This is a genomic window from Escherichia sp. 94.0001, from assembly GCF_013369155.2.
In the GTDB taxonomy this organism is placed as follows: Bacteria; Pseudomonadota; Gammaproteobacteria; order Enterobacterales; family Enterobacteriaceae; genus Escherichia; species Escherichia coli_F.
Map to the genome: position 1 here is coordinate 20,512 of NZ_JABWMS020000030.1, position 20,226 is coordinate 40,737.

General features: G+C 50.4%; 15 protein-coding genes, 1 tRNA gene and 1 pseudogene. 6 read left to right on the plus strand and 11 right to left on the minus strand.

Features of this window, described 5'->3' with window-relative positions; translation table 11 throughout:
* Positions 1 to 3: 3 nt before the first annotated feature.
* Positions 4 to 2,085, plus strand: a complete 2,082-nt coding sequence (gene recG, locus HEN33_RS14770) for an ATP-dependent DNA helicase RecG (protein WP_160529789.1) — start codon at positions 4 to 6, stop codon at positions 2,083 to 2,085.
* A 188-nt stretch (positions 2,086 to 2,273) separates the two neighbouring features.
* On the opposite strand, the gene gltS is transcribed toward recG, so the two are convergent.
* Positions 2,274 to 3,479, minus strand: coding sequence for a sodium/glutamate symporter (gene gltS / locus HEN33_RS14775; RefSeq protein ID WP_000468836.1), 1,206 nt, complete (start codon positions 3,477 to 3,479; stop codon positions 2,274 to 2,276).
* A 279-nt stretch (positions 3,480 to 3,758) separates the two neighbouring features.
* Here gltS and xanP point away from each other — a divergent pair, with 279 nt between their 5' ends.
* Together xanP and HEN33_RS14785 are read left to right on the plus strand one after the other, a co-directional pair.
* Positions 3,759 to 5,150 carry a xanthine/proton symporter XanP gene (gene xanP / locus HEN33_RS14780; protein ID WP_001295238.1) on the plus strand — a complete coding sequence of 464 codons (1,392 nt, stop codon included), beginning with the start codon at positions 3,759 to 3,761 and terminating at the stop codon, positions 5,148 to 5,150.
* A gap of 120 nt (positions 5,151 to 5,270) precedes the next feature.
* Positions 5,271 to 6,980 carry an AsmA family protein gene (locus HEN33_RS14785; protein ID WP_176263565.1) on the plus strand — a complete coding sequence of 570 codons (1,710 nt, stop codon included), beginning with the start codon at positions 5,271 to 5,273 and terminating at the stop codon, positions 6,978 to 6,980.
* 43 nt (positions 6,981 to 7,023) lie between these two features.
* On the opposite strand, the gene HEN33_RS14790 is transcribed toward HEN33_RS14785, so the two are convergent.
* The 10 genes from HEN33_RS14790 to HEN33_RS14835 all read right to left on the minus strand — a co-directional run bounded on the left by HEN33_RS14790 (position 7,024) and on the right by HEN33_RS14835 (position 17,972).
* A complete protein-coding gene (locus HEN33_RS14790; protein WP_176263566.1) occupies positions 7,024 to 7,704 on the minus strand; it encodes a D-lyxose/D-mannose family sugar isomerase in 681 nt (226 codons plus the stop codon).
* Positions 7,685 to 8,617 (minus strand): ROK family protein, encoded by a 933-nt coding sequence (locus tag HEN33_RS14795; protein ID WP_032185489.1) that lies wholly within the window; start codon positions 8,615 to 8,617, stop codon positions 7,685 to 7,687. Before HEN33_RS14795 ends, HEN33_RS14790 begins: the two co-directional genes overlap by 20 nt.
* 47 nt (positions 8,618 to 8,664) lie before the next feature.
* Complete coding sequence (locus tag HEN33_RS14800; protein WP_032185490.1) at positions 8,665 to 9,525, minus strand: ketose-bisphosphate aldolase; 861 nt, start codon at positions 9,523 to 9,525, stop codon at positions 8,665 to 8,667.
* A gap of 80 nt (positions 9,526 to 9,605) precedes the next feature.
* On the minus strand, positions 9,606 to 10,457 hold the full coding sequence (locus tag HEN33_RS14805) for a class II fructose-bisphosphate aldolase (protein ID WP_039021751.1): 852 nt from the start codon (positions 10,455 to 10,457) through the stop codon (positions 9,606 to 9,608).
* An 11-nt stretch (positions 10,458 to 10,468) separates the two neighbouring features.
* A complete protein-coding gene (locus tag HEN33_RS14810; protein ID WP_176263567.1) occupies positions 10,469 to 11,560 on the minus strand; it encodes a PTS fructose transporter subunit IIC in 1,092 nt (363 codons plus the stop codon).
* A 24-nt stretch (positions 11,561 to 11,584) separates the two neighbouring features.
* Positions 11,585 to 11,899, minus strand: coding sequence for a PTS fructose transporter subunit IIB (locus HEN33_RS14815; RefSeq protein WP_001028073.1), 315 nt, complete (start codon positions 11,897 to 11,899; stop codon positions 11,585 to 11,587).
* A gap of 17 nt (positions 11,900 to 11,916) precedes the next feature.
* Positions 11,917 to 12,387 (minus strand): PTS sugar transporter subunit IIA, encoded by a 471-nt coding sequence (locus HEN33_RS14820; protein WP_176263568.1) that lies wholly within the window; start codon positions 12,385 to 12,387, stop codon positions 11,917 to 11,919.
* Positions 12,388 to 12,413: 26 nt separating this feature from the next.
* Positions 12,414 to 13,967, minus strand: coding sequence for a BglG family transcription antiterminator (locus HEN33_RS14825; protein WP_176263569.1), 1,554 nt, complete (start codon positions 13,965 to 13,967; stop codon positions 12,414 to 12,416).
* 294 nt (positions 13,968 to 14,261) lie between these two features.
* Positions 14,262 to 16,580, minus strand: coding sequence for an alpha-xylosidase (gene yicI / locus HEN33_RS14830; RefSeq protein WP_176263570.1), 2,319 nt, complete (start codon positions 16,578 to 16,580; stop codon positions 14,262 to 14,264).
* A 9-nt stretch (positions 16,581 to 16,589) separates the two neighbouring features.
* Positions 16,590 to 17,972, minus strand: coding sequence for a glycoside-pentoside-hexuronide family transporter (locus tag HEN33_RS14835; protein WP_000834430.1), 1,383 nt, complete (start codon positions 17,970 to 17,972; stop codon positions 16,590 to 16,592).
* A gap of 292 nt (positions 17,973 to 18,264) precedes the next feature.
* On the opposite strand from HEN33_RS14835, the gene HEN33_RS14840 reads away from it, so the two are divergent.
* The 3 genes and pseudogenes from HEN33_RS14840 to HEN33_RS14850 all read left to right on the plus strand — a co-directional run bounded on the left by HEN33_RS14840 (position 18,265) and on the right by HEN33_RS14850 (position 20,181).
* Positions 18,265 to 18,359, plus strand: a tRNA-Sec gene (locus HEN33_RS14840).
* A 78-nt stretch (positions 18,360 to 18,437) separates the two neighbouring features.
* Positions 18,438 to 18,599 (plus strand): annotated as a pseudogene (gene rhuM, locus HEN33_RS14845) (RhuM family protein); the annotation flags it as partial.
* A gap of 397 nt (positions 18,600 to 18,996) precedes the next feature.
* Positions 18,997 to 20,181, plus strand: coding sequence for a sugar efflux transporter (locus HEN33_RS14850; protein ID WP_001172857.1), 1,185 nt, complete (start codon positions 18,997 to 18,999; stop codon positions 20,179 to 20,181).
* Positions 20,182 to 20,226 lie beyond the last annotated feature (45 nt).

Here is a 20,226-nt window from a genome sequence, read left to right on the forward strand (position 1 = left end):
GCCATGAAAGGTCGCCTGTTAGATGCTGTTCCGCTCAGTTCGCTAACGGGCGTTGGCGCGGCGCAAAGTAATAAGCTGGCGAAAATCAACCTGCATACCGTGCAGGATTTACTCTTACACCTTCCTCTGCGCTACGAAGATCGCACCCATCTCTACCCCATCGGTGAACTACTGCCGGGCGTTTATGCCACGGTGGGAGGCGAAGTACTGAATTGCAATATCTCCTTCGGCGGTCGGCGGATGATGACCTGCCAGATCAGCGACGGTTCCGGCATTCTCACCATGCGCTTTTTCAATTTCAACGCGGCAATGAAAAATAGCCTGGCGACGGGCCGCCGTGTGCTGGCCTATGGAGAAGCAAAGCGCGGTAAATACGGTGCAGAGATGATCCACCCGGAATACCGCGTGCAGGGCGATCTCAGTATGCCAGAGTTGCAGGAAACGCTAACGCCGGTTTACCCAACTACGGAAGGCGTAAAGCAGGCCACGCTGCGTAAATTAACCGACCAGGCGCTGGATCTGCTCGACACCTGCGCCATTGAAGAACTCCTGCCGCCGGAACTGTCACAAGGAATGATGACGCTACCGGAAGCGTTGCGCACTTTGCACCGCCCGCCGCCGACGCTACAGCTTAGCGATCTCGAAACCGGGCAGCATCCGGCACAACGCCGGCTGATTCTGGAAGAGTTGCTGGCGCATAACCTCAGCATGTTAGCCTTACGTGCCGGAGCACAGCGTTTTCATGCCCAGCCGCTGAGCGCCAATGACGCGCTGAAAAATAAACTCCTCGCAGCCTTACCGTTCAAGCCAACGGGCGCACAGGCACGCGTGGTGGCGGAGATCGAGCGCGATATGGCGCTGGATGTGCCGATGATGCGCCTGGTGCAGGGCGATGTAGGTTCCGGTAAAACGCTGGTCGCCGCCCTCGCCGCGTTGCGTGCGATTGCGCACGGCAAACAGGTGGCATTGATGGCACCAACCGAATTACTCGCCGAGCAGCACGCCAATAACTTCCGTAACTGGTTTGCTCCGCTCGGTATCGAAGTGGGCTGGCTCGCCGGTAAACAGAAAGGTAAAGCACGACTGGCACAGCAGGAAGCCATCGCCAGCGGTCAGGTGCAGATGATTGTCGGTACACACGCCATCTTCCAGGAACAGGTGCAGTTTAACGGCCTGGCGCTGGTGATCATCGACGAACAGCATCGTTTTGGCGTGCATCAGCGTCTGGCGTTATGGGAGAAAGGCCAGCAGCAGGGCTTCCATCCGCATCAGTTGATCATGACCGCCACGCCGATCCCCCGCACGCTGGCAATGACTGCATATGCCGATCTCGATACCTCGGTGATAGATGAGTTACCGCCAGGTCGTACGCCTGTGACGACGGTGGCTATCCCGGATACCCGCCGCAACGACATTATCGACCGCGTGCGCCACGCCTGTATGACTGAAGGGCGTCAGGCGTACTGGGTGTGCACACTCATTGAAGAATCAGAATTACTGGAAGCACAGGCGGCGGAAGCTACCTGGGAAGAGTTGAAACTGGCGCTACCAGAGTTGAATGTTGGTCTGGTACACGGACGGATGAAACCAGCCGAGAAGCAGGCCGTCATGGCATCATTTAAACAAGGCGAGTTACACCTGCTGGTTGCCACGACCGTTATTGAAGTCGGCGTTGATGTGCCTAACGCCAGCCTGATGATTATCGAAAACCCTGAGCGTCTGGGTCTGGCGCAGTTACACCAGCTGCGCGGGCGTGTAGGTCGTGGCGCGGTGGCTTCTCACTGCGTGTTGCTCTACAAAACACCGCTTTCTAAAACGGCGCAAATTCGCCTGCAAGTGCTGCGCGACAGCAACGACGGTTTTGTGATTGCACAGAAAGATTTGGAGATACGCGGCCCAGGTGAGCTACTAGGTACGCGTCAGACAGGGAATGCCGAATTTAAAGTGGCAGATTTACTGCGCGATCAGGCGATGATCCCGGAAGTTCAGCGCCTGGCACGCCATATCCACGAACGTTACCCACAGCAGGCAAAAGCCCTGATAGAACGCTGGATGCCAGAAACAGAACGTTACTCAAATGCGTAAAAGGCGGCGGTGAGAAACCGCCATTTCAGGTTACCCTACCTTCCTGCCGGATGCGGCGTGAACGCCTTATCCGTCCTACAAAAAAACTACAAATTCAATAAATTGTGAATCAATACGCAGACTTGATAAGCGAAGCATATCAGGCTTTTGTCTTTGTTGCGGCGGCACTTCTACCGCCGCTTCATCAATTAACCCGCAAAAATCGGCAACATCAAATACAGTTTAATCACCAGCGCGTTAACGATATCAATAAAGAACGCACCAACCATCGGCACGACCAGGAACGCCATGTGCGACGGGCCAAAACGTTCGGTGATTGCCTGCATGTTGGCGATTGCCGTTGGCGTTGCACCAAGGCCAAAACCACAGTGACCCGCTGCCAGCACTGCCGCATCGTAGTTTTTACCCATCATGCGCCAGGTGACGAAAATGGCATACAACGCCATGAAGATGGTCTGTACCACCAGAATCGCCAGCATCGGCAGCGCCAGCGAAGCCAGCTCCCATAGTTTCAGCCCCATCAGCGCCATCGCCAGGAACAACGACAGGCTTACGTTACCAAGCACGGATACCGCACGCTCAAAGACGCGGTAAAAGCCCATCATTGACAGACCGTTGCTCAGAATCACGCCAACAAACAGTACACAGACGAAGGTCGGCAGTTCAAAAGCAGTGCCAGCCAAAAGTTGCGCAACGATCTTCCCCACCGTCAGGCAGATAGCAATCAGCGCGATAGTTTCAATCAGCACCAGCGAGGTGATCATGCGGCCCACATCCGGCTTTTCGAACGCCGTCGGGACTTCCTGGTCATCCGGAATACCGTTCGGTGTGGTGGAGTGTTTCACCAGATAGCGCGCCACCGGACCGCCAATCAAGCCGCCCAGCACCAAACCGAACGTTGCACAGGCCATCGCCACTTCCGTCGCATTGGTGAAGCCATAACGTTCAATGAACAATTTACTCCAGGCAGCACCCGTACCGTGACCGCCCGAAAGCGTAATAGAACCGGCCAGCAGCCCCATCAGTGGATCAAGCCCTAACAGGCTAGCCATACCAATGCCAATGGCATTTTGCATCACCAATAGGCCAACAACCACAATCAGGAAAATACCAACCACACGCCCACCAGCGCGCAGACTGGCAATGTTGGCGTTCAGGCCAATGGTGGCGAAGAAAGCCAGCATTAACGGATCGCGCAGGGACATATCAAAGTTGACTTCCCAGCCCATGCTTTTTTTCAGTACCAGTAGCGCCAGCGCCACCAACAAACCACCCGCAACAGGTTCCGGTATGGTGTATTTCTTCAAAAAGGAGACGGAATGGACCAACTTACGCCCGAGCAGCAACGTCAGCGTTGCGGCAACAAGCGTTGCTAAAGTATCGAGATGAAACATAGTTACTCCTTTGTATCCGCATCACTCTTTCATACTCGTCATACTTCATCGCGAAGTGGTACCTTCATGAAATATGACGGGTATCGAGTTATGCTTTCCTGGGTCAAATTCTCAGCTGTTAATGAACAAATGGCATGGATTTTAAGCAGAAAAATACCAAAAGTTATATAAAAAAGTGCATTTATCTCATTTAAATATTTAGAAGAAGGTGTAGCAAACGTTTGCTTTTCTCTTTTGCTCAGCTAAAATGCCCGCTTTGCTACCACGGGATTGTTTTCGATGTCTGTTTCCACCCTCGAGTCAGAAAATGCGCAACCGGTTGCGCAGACTCAAAACAGCGAACTGATTTACCGTCTTGAAGATCGTCCGCCGCTTCCTCAAACTCTGTTTGCCGCCTGCCAGCATCTACTGGCGATGTTCGTTGCGGTGATCACGCCAGCGCTATTAATCTGCCAGGCGTTGGGGTTACCGGCACAAGACACACAACACATTATTAGTATGTCGCTGTTTGCCTCCGGTGTGGCGTCGATTATTCAAATTAAGGCCTGGGGGCCGGTTGGCTCCGGGCTGTTGTCTATTCAGGGCACCAGCTTCAACTTTGTTGCCCCGCTGATTATGGGCGGCACAGCGCTGAAGACCGGTGGTGCTGATGTTCCTACCATGATGGCGGCTTTGTTCGGCACGTTGATGCTGGCAAGTTGCACCGAGATGGTGATCTCCCGCGTTCTGCATCTGGCGCGCCGCATTATTACGCCGCTGGTTTCTGGCGTTGTGGTGATGATTATCGGCCTGTCGCTAATTCAGGTTGGGCTAACATCCATTGGCGGCGGTTACGCAGCCATGAGCGATAACACCTTCGGCGCACCGAAAAATCTGTTGCTGGCAGGCGTGGTCTTGGCCTTAATTATCCTGCTTAACCGTCAGCGTAACCCATATTTGCGCGTGGCTTCACTGGTGATTGCGATGGCGGCAGGATATGCGCTGGCGTGGTTTATGGGCATGTTGCCAGAAAGCAACGAACCGATGACGCAAGAACTGATTATGGTGCCAACCCCGCTCTACTACGGTCTTGGCATTGAATGGAGCCTGCTGCTGCCGCTGATGCTGGTCTTTATGATCACTTCGCTGGAAACTATTGGCGATATCACGGCGACGTCTGACGTTTCCGAACAGCCTGTATCCGGTCCGCTATACATGAAACGTCTGAAAGGCGGCGTGCTGGCAAACGGTCTGAACTCGTTTGTTTCGGCGGTGTTTAACACTTTCCCGAACTCCTGCTTCGGGCAGAACAACGGTGTGATCCAGTTGACCGGTGTTGCCAGCCGCTATGTCGGTTTTGTCGTCGCGCTGATGTTGATCGTGCTGGGTCTGTTCCCGGCAGTGAGCGGTTTTGTACAACACATTCCAGAACCGGTTCTGGGTGGCGCTACGCTTGTGATGTTTGGCACCATCGCCGCCTCCGGTGTGCGCATTGTGTCTCGTGAGCCACTGAACCGTCGGGCGATTCTGATTATCGCGCTGTCGCTGGCGGTCGGTCTGGGCGTTTCTCAGCAGCCGCTGATTTTGCAGTTTGCTCCTGAATGGCTGAAAAACCTGCTCTCTTCTGGGATCGCCGCGGGCGGTATTACTGCCATCGTGCTGAATCTGATTTTCCCACCAGAAAAACAGTAATTCACTGACGGCGGTAAGATAATTACCGCCGCAGTCTCACCTCTTTCACCATTCCCGCCTTGAGGATTGCGCGTAAATCGTGCATAACTCCCTTATGTGCATTTCACGGGATGGAAGACCATGAAATTTATTGGGAAGCTGCTTCTCTACATTCTCATCGCTCTGTTAGTGGTGATCGCTGGCCTCTATTTTCTTCTGCAAACCCGCTGGGGAGCAGAACATATCAGCGCATGGGTTTCCGAAAATAGCGACTATCATCTGGCCTTCGGGGCGATGGATCACCGTTTTTCCGCGCCATCTCATATCGTGCTGGAGAACGTCACGTTTGGTCGTGATGGTCAGCCCGCGACCCTGGTGGCAAAAAGTGTCGACATTGCGCTAAGCAGTCGCCAACTGACCGAACCACGCCATGTCGATACCATCCTACTGGAAAACGGGACGCTGAATCTCACCGACCAGACCGCGCCGCTACCGTTCAAAGCCGATCGTCTGCAACTGCGTGATATGGCGTTTAATAGCCCGAATAGCGAATGGAAACTGAGCGCGCAGCGGGTAAATGGTGGCGTGGTTCCGTGGTCACCAGAAGCCGGTAAAGTGCTGGGTACGAAGGCGCAGATTCAGTTTAGTGCCGGATCGCTTTCGCTCAATGATGTTCCTGCCACCAATGTACTGATTGAAGGCAGTATTGATAACGATCGCGTTACGCTGACTAACCTGGGTGCCGACATCGCCCGCGGGACATTAACCGGAAACGCGCAGCGTAACGCCGACGGCAGCTGGCAAGTGGAAAATCTGCGGCTGGCGGATATCCGTCTACAAAGCGAAAAATCGCTAACCGACTTCTTTGCGCCATTACGCTCTGTCCCGTCGTTGCAGATTGGTCGCCTGGAAGTCATTGACGCTCGTCTGCAAGGTCCGGACTGGGCGGTGACCGACCTCGATCTCAGCTTGCGCAACATGACCTTCAGTAAAGATGACTGGCAGACACAGGAAGGCAAACTGTCGATGAACGCCAGCGAGTTCATTTATGGTTCGCTGCATTTATTTGACCCGATTATAAACGCGGAATTTTCCCCGCAGGGCGTAGCACTGCGCCAGTTCACCAGCCGCTGGGAAGGGGGCATGGTCAGAACGTCAGGGAACTGGTTGCGTGACGGGAAAATGTTGATCCTTGATGATGCGGCAATTGCCGGACTGGAATATACCTTGCCAAAAAACTGGCAACAGTTGTGGATGGAAACGACACCCGGTTGGTTAAACAGCCTGCAACTGAAGAGATTTAGCGCCAGCCGCAATCTGATCATTGATATCGACCCTGACTTCCCGTGGCAGCTCACCGCGCTCGATGGTTACGGTGCCAATCTGACGCTGGTTACCGATCATAAATGGGGCGTCTGGAGTGGCTCGGCGAATCTGAATGCCGCCGCCGCAACGTTTAATCGTGTTGATGTCCGTCGTCCGTCGCTGGCGCTAACTGCCAACAGCAGCACGGTGAATATCAGCGAACTGAGTGCATTTACTGAAAAAGGCATTCTGGAAGCCACCGCCAGTGTTTCACAAACGCCACAACGTCAGACCCATATCAGCCTGAATGGACGCGGCGTGCCGGTGAATATTTTGCAACAGTGGGGATGGCCTGAACTACCGTTGACTGGCGACGGCAATATTCAGCTTACCGCCAGTGGCGATATTCAGGTCAATGTCCCGCTGAAACCTACGGTTAGCGGGCAATTGCATGCCGTGAATGCCGCAAAGCAGCAAGTGACTCAAACCATGAATGCGGGCGTAGTTTCCAGTGGTGAAGTTACGTCGACGGAGCCGGTGCAGTAAAAATTAGGACGCTAGCGGATATCAGCGCTAGCGTTCCCCGTTATTAGCGCAAAATTCCATACTCACTGCACAATAACCATTTCACCGGTTCATCTTCTTCTATCGCCGGAAAACGTCCTCCCGGCTCAAGAAAATAATTATCGTGTTGGTCATCATTTACCATCGAAATTTCCCAGCCGAGAACAAACGCTTTTTCCGCCCAGAAGCGATGATAGAGACGCGGCGGCAGGCAAATGCCCTGCCCCGGCTTTAGCACCAGCGTTTCACCAGGTTTCATGGTACGCCGCTGACCATCAACATTCACGGTAATGACTCGTTGATCATCACAGAGATTGGCTTCGTTGGCCCAGGCCAACTGCATGCATAAGTCTCCACCGCCCCGATTGAGGATATCTTCCATTTTGTGGGTGTGAAAATACCAGGGAGTCTGCTGATCTTGTTGGATCTGCAACATTTTCTCAGCATACGGTTTTGGATATGCCGCCGACCCCAGCGCGCCGTTGCGCATCGTTAGCAGTGTTAGTCCCGTTTGGTTGAAATCACCACGACCAAAATCGGTGATATCCCAACCGAGCTGTAAGTCGACTACTTCTTGCCAGTTATCCCGTTCCCGCTGCAGCCAGTCATCCACCGTAAAATAGGCGAACTCTGGCAAACAAACGCGGAAGGTCTGCGCAATGGCATGTGCTTTATCAATAACATAATTAATTTGTGAGCGTTTCATTGGCTTCTCCGTTGCGCATAGCAAGCCAGGCAGCGCCACGCATTCCGCTACTGTCGCCGTGCTGTGCTTTTACAATGGGAGTGGTGAATTGATCGGTGAAAACCAGTGGAGCGACTTCTGCGTTCAGATCGGTGATAAGCAGTTCCACATTCGAAAGCCCGCCGCCGATCACAATCACGCCAGGGTCAACAACGTTAACGATGGTTGCCAGCGTGCGGGCAAGCTGTTGGCGAAAACGTGCCACCTGCTGCATGGCACAAGCATCACCACGTTGTGCCAGGGTGACAATCGCCGCAGGAGTGAGCAAGTTACCAGTCATCTGTTGATAGCGTTCACTAAAACCGCTGCCGGAAACAAACGACTCCACGCAGTTGTGTTTGCCGCAATAGCAACTGACTGATGGACCATCTTCCTGCTCCGTATAGCCTGGCAACGTGATATGACCGCATTCGGCAGCATTTCCCCAGGCCCCTATAAACGGTCGTTGCTTGATGGCAATGCCACCGCCGCAGCCCGTGCCAAGCGTAATACCAAATACCACGTCATAATCTTGCCCGGCACCGTCGCAAGCTTCTGATAGCGCGAAACAGTTACCATCATTGGCTATCACCACCGGTTGCCCAAGCAATTGCTGCAAATCAGCCTGTAACGCATGACCGTTAATCACCTGAATATTCGCATTTTTAATCAGGCCAGTGAGTGGCGAGATACTGCCGGGTAAGGCGATCCCTGTCAGCATCGGTCGTTGAACGTCCCGCCTAATCTGCTCGATAAGCGCCACAACGCATGAGACAAATTGTTGATATGTCGACTTTTGCGTCGGGCAGCGGTAACGGCGAATCTCCCAGCCATGCGCATCCATGACGACGGCGGCGATTTTGGTCCCACCAATATCCAACCCCAGATAGTGCATATCTCGTTCCTTGTTGCGTAAAAGGCGGGTCACCCCGCCCTTCTGGGTTAGTACAGTGATGCTTTACCGAGCGAACCGAACAGTTTCATTTTGTGGCGAATGACTTCCCGCGCCGCGTTAATCGCATCCGGATAGATGACGTTCGGGTCCCACCAGCTCTCTTTAGCGAGAATTTCACGCACTTTCTGGAAATAGGCGTATTTCATATCGCTGGAGATATTGATTTTGCCGACGCCGAGCGTAACTGATTCAGCAATCTCCGCGTCCGGGTTTGCCGAACCACCGTGTAGCACCAGCGGAATATCAATACGTCCGGCAATGTCGCGCAAAATGTCCATTTGCAGCTTCGGTTGCATCCCTTTTGGATAGATGCCATGCGCTGTACCAATCGCCACAGCCAGTGTGTCGGCACCTGTACGAGCAATAAAATCGGCGGCCTGCGCCGGATCTGTGTAGGTCACTTGTGAAACACCACCTTCTACCGACGTTCCTGTTTGTCCGATGGTTCCCAGTTCACCCTCAACCGACACGCCAACCGCGTGAGCGAGGCGAACCACTTCTGCGGTCAGCGCCACGTTTTCTTCATACGGCAGCAGCGAACCGTCGATCATTACTGAGGTAAATCCGCAGCGAATCGCACGCAAAACATGCTCTACAGAGGCACCATGATCGAGGTGCAGTACAAACGGGACCGGACTACGCTGGGTAATTTCGCGAATGTGAGCGAAAAAAGCATCGCCCACAAAATCATGTTCGCTGGGATGGATGGCAATAATCGCCGGAGTATTTGTCGCTTCTGCTTCATCCACGACTGCGCGAAGGAAACAGTTATCCGCCACATTAAATGCGCCAATGGCAAAGCCGTGCTGGCGGGTAGGTTGCAGTAATTCTTTCATCGAAACTAACATGTTAAATCTCCAGTTTCAGCGTGTAGTCCGCCCTGCTGGTGCGTTATTGCACTGGCATAAAGGCCATGACAGAAAATGAATCAGGCTTTGCCGATAGAGCCGCTCGCCTGTAAATACGGTGTAATCGCTTCTTCGAAGGCCAGTTCCATAGCTTTCAGCGCGTCCACCAGTTCAATGGATATATCGTGACAGAGGGTATGCAGGAGCGCGGATTTCCCCCGTTCAAAAATGGCCGCCCCCACGTTGATTTTTGCTACCCCCAGCGTCGTACAGAGCTGGAGCTGATCGAACGGCGTACCGCTACCGCCATGTAATGCCAGAGGCACGCTCGAGCAGTGGAAAATCTCCGCCAGACGCTGAAAATCAATAGCAGGTACAACACCAGGCGCGTACATGCCGTGCGCCGTGCCTACCGAGACGGCCAGTAGATCAATGCCTGTCTGCGCGATAAACGGTTCCACATCAGTGGGTTGCGTCATCAGGTCGGCATTGGTGGCCTGGTCGTAACGCGGCGCATCTGCCAGATGGCCCAGTTCGCCTTCCACGCAAAGCTGCGCGCTGGCGGCGAGTTCCACCACCGCCCTGGTCTGGCGCACGTTTTCCTCCAGGGGAAAAGCAGAAGCATCAATCATTAATCCGCTGAAACCAGCACGAAACGCCTGACGAATACAGTCCGGATTTTTGCCATGATCAAGCGCCAGAGCGACCGGTACTGAGGCAGATTCCGCGAGCGTTTTAACCACTGCCGCCGCGACGGGTGCAGGAAAATGCGCCAGATGCCCCTGATAGAGATTGAGAATGATCGGAGCGCGATTCTTCTCCGCCACGCGGATAGCTGCGTGAGCACTTTCCAGATTCATACAGTTGATCGCCAGCAAGGCGTAATGTTCATGCCAGGCTTTCATCACCATACTTTTCATATCGGCAAACATAGGGCCTCCGGTTATTCGAGGGTGAAAGTGATCTCTTCATCTTTCAGCTTTTGATCGCTCAGTTCGTCAAACTCTTCGTCGCGTTCCGTTACCAGTTTCTTCCAGAGTGAAAGCATCACGCCACAAATCACCGTGCCTATACCCAGCGCCAGGCAAAACAGCAGAGGATGGGTGAACAGAGGCACAACAAACAGGCCGCCATGCGGAACCGGACTCTCCACGCCCCACACCATGATCAAGCCGCCCGCGACCGCCGAGGCCACCACACAAGATCCCACTACTCGCAGCAAGTCACGCGCGGCGATCGGAATGACTCCTTCAGTGATCATGCAGATCCCCATCGGAAACGCGGCTTTCAGCGCCTCGCGCTCCGCACGGGTGTATTTATGGCGTGTCAGTAAGAACGAAAGTGTGATGCCAAACGGAGGGATGATTGAGCCGACAAATTTCACGGCTTCTGGCCCGTAGACGCCGCTGACCAGCAAGCCATCGGAAAACAACGACATTGTTTTATTTACCGGACCACCGAAATCGAAGGTTGCCATCGCGCCAAGTATGGCCCCCATCAGGAAGCGCGATCCGCCCTGCATCGACTCGAGCAAATGAATCAGTGCTTCTTGTAACCAGGCGATGGGTTTACCAATCAGCGTCATCATTAACAGCCCACCGATAATGGTGCTTAATACCGGCAACACCATGATTGGCATGAGTCCTTGCATCGACTGCGGCAGGCGGATATAGCGTTTAAGTAGCAAAATGGTGTAGCCCACCAGGAAACCACCCAACATACCGCCAATAAATCCGGTATGGATTTGCCCGCAGAGAAAGCCGACAATCAGGCCCGGGGCAAATCCGGGACGATCGGCAATAGAATAGGCAATTGCCGCGCTAATCAGCGGCACAATCAGCCCCATTCCCCAGCCGCCAATCTGATTAAGCATCCACGGGATTGTTCCTGTTTTTTCACCAACATCTGTACCGCCAAGAACTTGCCCCAACGCAATACATATCCCGGCGGCCACAATAAGGGGTATCATCCACGAGATGCCGGTTAATAAATGTTTTTTAATTTCCTGTGAAACCGGAATTTTATTGTCTTTCATATTAAGATCCCTCCAGTATAAGGATCATTTGTTTCCCAGTGATTTTTCGACCTTTTCAAGAAATTGAACGGGCGATTTAATGACGATCTCTGTCTTTACTCGCACAATACGTTTATTGGTGAAGCGTTCTTCTCCTTTTATTTTCACATCTACAGCAAGAATCACGACGTCAGCAGCAGAGATATCTGCCGCCTGTAATTCATTTTCTGTACCAATGGTTCCCTGGGTTTCAACTTTAATGGTATGGCCCAGAGCTTTTGCTCCTTTGATTAACTTTTCACGAGCAATATAGGTATGAGCAATACCCGCCGTACAGGCGGCAACACAGACAATATTCATGACATACTCCCTGTTATTTAGCAGACATCGGATTGTGCATACTGACTAAAGAGATCAATGATTTTTTGCGGATTCGTCTCAACTAACAATTGTTCTATGATATCATCATCCGCCAGCGCGCCCGCGACCTGGGAAAGTAAACGGATATGGGTGGTATTTTGATCTTCAAGACGTACCGCAAATAAAATAATACAGCGCACGCTACTGCCATCCAGCGTTTCCCAGGGAATATCCTGCCGGGTACGGCCAATTGCCAGCGTAGTATTAATCACAGCTGAAGATTTACCATGCGGGATCGCAATATGATTTTCAAAACCAGTCGAGCCTTCCGCTTCGCGCTGCCAGACATCTTTAATAAAGGTTTCCCGACAATCGATCGCACCATCTTTTTTGAGAAGATTAGTTAATTCTTCAATCGCCTCCGCTTTATTCGTCGCTTGCATATCTAAAATAACGCGATTCGTATTCAGGATTTTTGTTATGTCCATTCGTCATACCTCATAAAATTCTGACATTAAATTTCAACGACCCGAGACGTCGCATGATGTAATTTTTCCGTAATCACCATTTCAGTGACCCGCTTAATATCGGCATCATTAAAAAAAGCGGTAACATAAGCGACCGGCATAGTGACTGTAGGCAAATTAATGGTCGAAATAATCAGTTCGATATTGTCAGGCAAAACCTGTGATAAATTCGCTGCTGAAATAACATCAACAATCGTCCATTCAGGAAATGCTCGCAGAATACGGCTTTTCAGTAGATGCGAAGTTCCGATTCCGGTTGAACAGACCAGTAATACACGTTTACGGGCAATTTGCCGCTCCATCGCAGCCTGAAAATGAACGGTCAGGTAACCCACTTCATCCTCGCTCACTGCATTCTCACCCCAGGTTTTAAATACCTGATTCACCACATATTGCGTCAACCGCCAGACATCCGCTAATTCTGCTTTAATATCTTCCAGCAATGGATTACGGATATGAATGCGATAATTTAAACGGTTAATCAGCGGCTTAATATGAACCAACAAGCCATCATATAATGCGCTGTCTTCACTAAAATCGCAGTCCACGATGTCACTGAATACCGTAATTAAACGCCAGGTAATCAGACGCGCTTCATTGCTGGCCTGCATATGTGAAATAATGCTAACATCTTTTTGTCCATCAATCGCCACACCTGATGAAATGATATATTGATAAATAAACCAGACTTCATCATCGGGCAATGTATGTGCAATTCGTTGTTCTATCTTATGAATCATCTGACTGGCAACATTAAAGATATTTTCATCATATTGCCTGGTTTGATCTTCTTCTCTTGATAACGCATTCCCGTGCGTGTTGCGATACATCATAATAAGGATGTGAGTAAAAATGTTAACGTAATAAGGTTCTCCCAAAGACCAACTTAATTCATTTTCCATATCCAGTAACAATGACTGGACAAATAACACTTCTTCATCTCCAAAATAATGGACTAATGCTTTATAGCTTCCGGGATCCAGACGTGAATACACGACACCTTGCGGCTCATTATGGTTAATAATGCCGTTAATCAGTAATGCCATTGCCTGTCGGACTTGCCCTTCACTACCTTCAATATGCGTACCACTTGGGCTGCGGATCAACGATAACCCCAACGGCGCAAGCCAGGACTCAATTACTCTCAGGTCATTAACAATAGAGGCTCCGCTGATAAAGTAGCGTTCTGACAATTTACTGATCGACGTTTCATTCGGTGTTTCACTTAATAACTGCGACGCTATTTTAACGCGCCTGGCATTATTCATTACACCATCAATCTCTTCACATTCTGCCACCAACAAATGATCAAGATGCAGCAAATCAGCAATATTCTCCGCGCTTAACATCACACCCGCGCCAGCACGCTTCTCAACATTTATTCTCCATTGCCCCAGCCATTGCTCAAGTAAACGTAAATCACGTTGAATGGTTTTTTCCGAAACATTTAAATAGCCGGCAATCGTAACAATAGTCGTATATTCCCTTCGTGGTAGAAGGAATCGTAATAATCTGTTTTGTCGCGAGGTAATCATTTGCATTTTTTACCCTTATCACAGATTAAGAAGCCCCATGAGGAAGAGCTTCAGTTGCCATCTCTGAGGGTAAATATAAAGCAGAATAATTTCACAACAATACTAAAATCTGTCCGTAATCCGGACAGTGATAAAACAAAGCAAGGCGGTTAAGGGATATTTTTCAGCACAGATCACATTTTCGCGATGAATAATCGTGATCATGCTCGCAAATACGATGGAAGAAATATTTATTACCAGATGTGAGATTATTTACCGGATACGACACAAAACCATTCGTATCCGGCATTCTTCAATAGATTACAACGTAATTGTCAGCGCATTCCCTTGAGGCGTCACCACCAGCCCCTGCTCACTTTCAGCCTGCGAACCGCCTTGCAGACCATTTACTTTCACAACATTGCGCAAGCACAGCGTCCAGTTCTTCGCCACGCCCGCACCATTCACAGTAATTGTGTTGCCAGTACGCGCCGCTTTCAGGGTGAAAAGAACGGAACCATCGGCAGCGGGCACTTCACAGATGGCTTCATGCCCGTCTTGCAGATTAAAGAGCTGGAATGCCGTGCCTTCGTGCCACGCGTAATCGGGACGTTGCTCGTTGTTGCCCAGCGCCAGTAGGGTGTTATCACGCACATAAACGGGCAGACTCAGGAAGCCGTGCTGCTGTTTATGCCAGCGACTACCATCGAGTTCATCGTTGTGCCACAGGTGTGTCCAGCGACCTTCCGGCAAGTAGAACTGCACATCGCCCGATTCAGTGAACACCGGAGCAACCATCACGTTGTCGCCTAACATGTATTGACGGTCAAGGTAATCACAAGCCGGATCGTCCGGAAACTCCATCATCATGGCCCGCATCATCGGCGTACCCCGCGCGTTCGCACGAGCAGCCTCACGATACAGATACGGCATCATGCGGCATTTCAGTTGCGTGAAGAAGCGCACCACATCACAGGACTCATCATCATAGGCCCACGGCACACGATAAGATTTGCTGCCGTGTAAACGGCTATGGCTGGAGAGCAAACCAAACGCGCACCAGCGTTTGTAAACGTGCGCCGGAGCGGTATTCTCAAAACCGCCGATATCGTGGCTCCAGAAACCAAAACCTGAAAGGCCAATAGACAAACCACCGCGCAGGCTTTCCGCCATTGATTCGTAGTTAGCGTAACAGTCGCCACCCCAATGTACCGGGAATTTCTGCGCACCGACGGAGGCCGAGCGGGCAAACAAGACGGCTTCTTCCTCGCCAACGGTTTCCTTGAGCACGTTCCACACCAGTTCGTTGTAGATGTACGCATAATGGTTATGCATTTTCTGCGGATCGGAACCGTCAAACCACTGAACATCGGTTGGAATACGTTCGCCAAAGTCGGTCTTAAAGCAATCAACGCCCATCGCGACCAGACCTTTCAGTTTGTCGGCGTACCATTTGCAGGCATCCGGATTGGTAAAGTCATAAATCGCCAGACCTGGCTGCCATTTATCCCACTGCCACAGCGAACCGTCCGGGCGTTTGAGTAAATAACCTTTCTCTTGTAACTCTTTAAAGACAGGGGATTTTTGCCCGATATAGGGGTTAATCCAGACGCAGATTTTTAGCCCTTTCGCTTTCAGGCGGCGGATCATCCCTTCCGGGTCCGGGAAAGTCAGCGGGTCCCACTCAAAATCGCACCACTGGAAGGCTTTCATCCAGAAACAGTCAAAGTGGAAAACATGCAGCGGCAGATTGCGTTCCGCCATACCATCGATAAAGCTGTTTACCGTCGCTTCGTCGTAGTTGGTGGTAAATGAAGTGGTTAGCCACAGGCCGAAGGACCACGCGGGCGGCAGCGCCGGACGACCAGTAAAACGGGTATAACGATCAAGTACCGCTTTCGGCGTCGGGCCGTCGATAACAAAGTATTCGAGATATTCACTCTCAACGCTGAACTGCACTTTGGAGACTTTCTCCGATCCCACTTCAAAAGAGACGCATTGGGGATGATTGACCAGTACACCATAACCACGGTTAGTCATATAGAACGGGATATTTTTATACGCCTGTTCAGTACTTGTGCCGCCGTCCCGGTTCCAGGTCTCTACCGTCTGGCCATTGCGCACCAGGGCAGTAAAGCGCTCTCCCAGACCGTAAACTGTTTCGCCAACGCCAAGATCCAGCCGCTCAAACATATAATTTCGTTGATTATTCGTGTCCTGCACGTAGCCATTATTTTTCACCTGACTACCGGTAATACGTTCGCCGTTGCGCAGAAAATCCAGTGACCAGAACTCACCTTTGCTGACACGCGCACTTAAGTTGCCACTTTTAAACTCAGCGTAACGTTCTGTGTTTTCGATTGTGACCTTCACGTCCTGCAAAATATTGAGCGGGTAATGAGGACCGTTATTCAGCGCCACCTGAAAATGCTCAATCCGTACACCGACAATACCTTCCTGTGGGGAGAAAAAGCGCAGCGTAAATAAAGGCGTATCAAGCTGCCAGGTACGTTCACGCACATCACGGGGGGCAGCATAGACCACCATTTCATTACCCTGCTGTTCAACCTCGAACACCTGAAGCGGGTGAATCAAATTGAGGCCAGGTTGAATCAACCAGTTTCCGTCGCTAATTTTCATTGCCGTTCCTTAGTTCTGCACTTCTTGAGAGGTGAATTGTTGCTGGCAACGGCGTTTGCCCTGGGCCAGCTGTTCCATAACGGTTTTCAGATTGTGCGTCGTGAGTGAGTAGTAGCGTTTAGCGATAATCGCGCTCAGCAAGTAACAGATCGCCGGAACAATCGTGAATAGCGCGATAATGATGCTAATCGTGGCGCTGTTCTGCGCTTTTTCTGCCGCATCATATCCGCCATAAGCCAGCATCCAGCCGATAAGAGCGCCGCCGAAGGCCAACCCCAGTTTGAGCACAAACAACGTGCCAGCAAAACTGATCCCGGTAAGGCGTTTACCATTGCACCACTCGCCGTAGTCGACGGTATCGGACATCATTACCCACTGGATAGGTGTCACCAGTTGATGCAACACACCAATCACGAAGATGAAGACAAACATGGTGATGCTGGCCTGCATAGGAACAAAGAACATCGCCAGGCTAATCACTGCCAGCAGGGCGTTCGTCCACCAGAAGATAGTGACTTTACATTTCCAGTCGGTCAGCGGTTTCGCCAGTGCGGAACCAATCAGGTTACCCACGCAATAAGTGGTAAGAAAAGCGACAAACACTTCCGGCGTACCCAAAATCCATGTGACGTAATACATCATCGCCCCGCCGCGTACGCACACCGCCAGAATATTGAAAATGGTCAGGAAACCGACAATACGCCACTGGTCGTTTTGCCAGATATCACGTAAATCTTCCCGCATAGACGTCGTTGTAGGTGGTGCTTCAACGCGTTCTTTAGTGGTGAAGAAACAAAATGCCAGCATCATAAATGCCACCACGGAAAGGACCGCGATACCGCCCTGGAAACCGAGTGGTTTATTATCACCACCAATTAAATTAACCAGCGGCATCATCAGCACAGTAGAGAGCATGCCTCCCGCGGTCGCCAGCACAAAACGCCAGGATTGCAGCGAGATACGCTGAGTCGGGTCATTGGTGATTACACCACCCAATGCGCAGTAAGGGATATTGACGACGGTATAAAGTAAGGTAAGTAGGGTGTAAGTAATTGCTGCATAAATCATTTTTCCGTTCATACTGAGATCTGGCGTGCTATAGGCCAGTACACAGACGATCCCGAATGGCAGTGCGCCAAACAGTACCCATGGACGAAATTTACCCCAGCGAGAGCGCGTTCGATCGGCCAACAACCCCATGCAAGGATCGGAAATCGCATCCAGTGCACGAGCGACCAAAAACATGGTTCCGACAAATCCGGCAGGAATGCCAAAAATATCGGTATAAAAGAACATCATATATAACATTACGTTATCGAAAATAATGTGGCTGGCGGCGTCTCCCATGCCATAACCAATTTTCTCTTTAACGGACAACACTTCACTCTTCATCTGCTTTTCCTTGATGCTATAGGGGTGCTGAGACCGATAACGCATTTTGTAAACCATCCCTGTGAGAGCGAATATTCCGATATCTGGTTATTAATTTATGATTCTTGTTTTATGTGATCGTGGTAGCGTAAATTACGCTCATATATCATTGTAAAATATGGGTTTTATATGAAATATAATGCTTTCGTGATAATACGCTGCATGTATTAGGCGGAAAAAACTGATCTGGGGGATGTAGAAACTCAAGGAAGTAGCTATAATGCGCCCCGCCTCCATGTAGCAATCGAGGCGCGGAAGATCGTCGTCTCCGGTGAGGCGGCTGGACTTCAAATCCAGTTGGGGCCGCCAGCGGTCCCGGGCAGGTTCGACTCCTGTGATCTTCCGCCAATTTGCCTCTACTGACGTTCTCCAACCCCTTGTAATACAGTCAATCCAGATATTTTCTACTGCTCAATATTTAATCGGCTTCAGGAATACCTGATCAAAGGTTTTGTGATGGACGAAGAGCGACTGAAGAATCCGCCTGTCGGTTCTTCTGTCCTCGAACGCATCCGCGATATTCGCGCCAGCATGCGCCGTGTTTATTTGCAGGTGATTTGCCCCCCTGCTGACTCTCAACCAACTGTATCGCCATTAAGGTGAAGATGTTGTTTTACACGCCCCAAAACACCTTTTTTTATACGACGATTCTATTCCTTTAACCGCTGGCGAAAAAAACTGACCTATAAACTTCACCAATAATCAGACTGCCATCAAGATTAATTTTTTCATTTAATATATCAAATAAACTTGTTTTATTTTTACTATCAAAAATAGCTCATTGCCTTACTATAATTAATATATAAATTCGGTGATTAATTCTTAACATGCTTTTGCTAATAATCTCAATTGCTGGCCCTATAATATTGCGCTAGCATTGCTTTCTGGTTGTATCAGCGATACTCAAAAATTCTTAATATAATACTCATTCGACTGGTACTTATTTGTAACTCAGTTATATTTTGTCGCCCGGTGATTCAGAAGAATGCAAAAAACGGCTACCACTCCATCAAAAATACTTGATCTCACTGCCGCGGCATTTTTACTTGTCGCCTTTCTGACTGGTATTGCGGGCGCTCTCCAGACTCCCACCCTAAGTATATTCCTCGCAGATGAACTGAAAGCCCGTCCTATAATGGTAGGTTTTTTCTTCACCGGTAGCGCTATTATGGGAATTCTGGTCAGTCAATTTCTGGCAAGGCACTCCGATAAACAAGGCGACCGTAAATTACTGATCCTGCTATGTTGCTTATTTGGAGTGTTGGCCTGCACTCTTTTTGCGTGGAATCGCAACTACTTCATTCTCCTCTCTACGGGCGTACTTCTGAGTAGTTTTGCTTCCACTGCAAACCCGCAAATGTTCGCCCTCGCCCGTGAACACGCCGACAGAACAGGCCGTGAGACGGTCATGTTCAGTACATTTTTACGTGCTCAGATCTCGCTTGCCTGGGTTATCGGGCCACCGCTCGCTTATGAGCTGGCAATGGGATTTAGTTTTAAAGTGATGTATCTCACCGCTGCCATCGCATTTGTTATTTGCGGTTTAATAGTCTGGTTGTTTTTGCCATCAATACAAAGAAATATTCCTGTCGTTACCCAACCCGTAGAAATTTTACCCTCCATCCATAGAAAGCGGGATACACGGCTACTTTTTGTAGTCTGTTCAATGATGTGGGCGGCGAATAATCTCTACATGATAAATATGCCGCTATTTATTATTGATGAACTGCATCTAACCGATAAACTGGCTGGAGAAATGATTGGTATTGCTGCCGGTCTGGAAATTCCGATGATGTTAATCGCAGGCTATTACATGAAACGTATTGGCAAGCGACTATTAATGCTCATTGCTATCGTGAGTGGTATGTGTTTTTACGCCAGCGTACTCATGGCGACGACTCCGGCAGTTGAGCTGGAATTGCAAATTCTAAATGCCATTTTCCTTGGTATTCTCTGTGGTATCGGCATGCTTTATTTTCAGGATCTGATGCCTGAAAAAATAGGCTCTGCGACAACGTTATATGCAAATACCTCACGCGTCGGCTGGATTATCGCCGGCTCTGTTGACGGAATTATGGTTGAAATCTGGAGCTACCACGCGTTGTTCTGGCTGGCGATAGGGATGTTGGGTATTGCGATGATTTGCCTGCTGTTTATTAAAGATATTTAGCTCACCAGTCTGAGCTAAGAAAAATCGGCGTGGCGCAAACAGAGC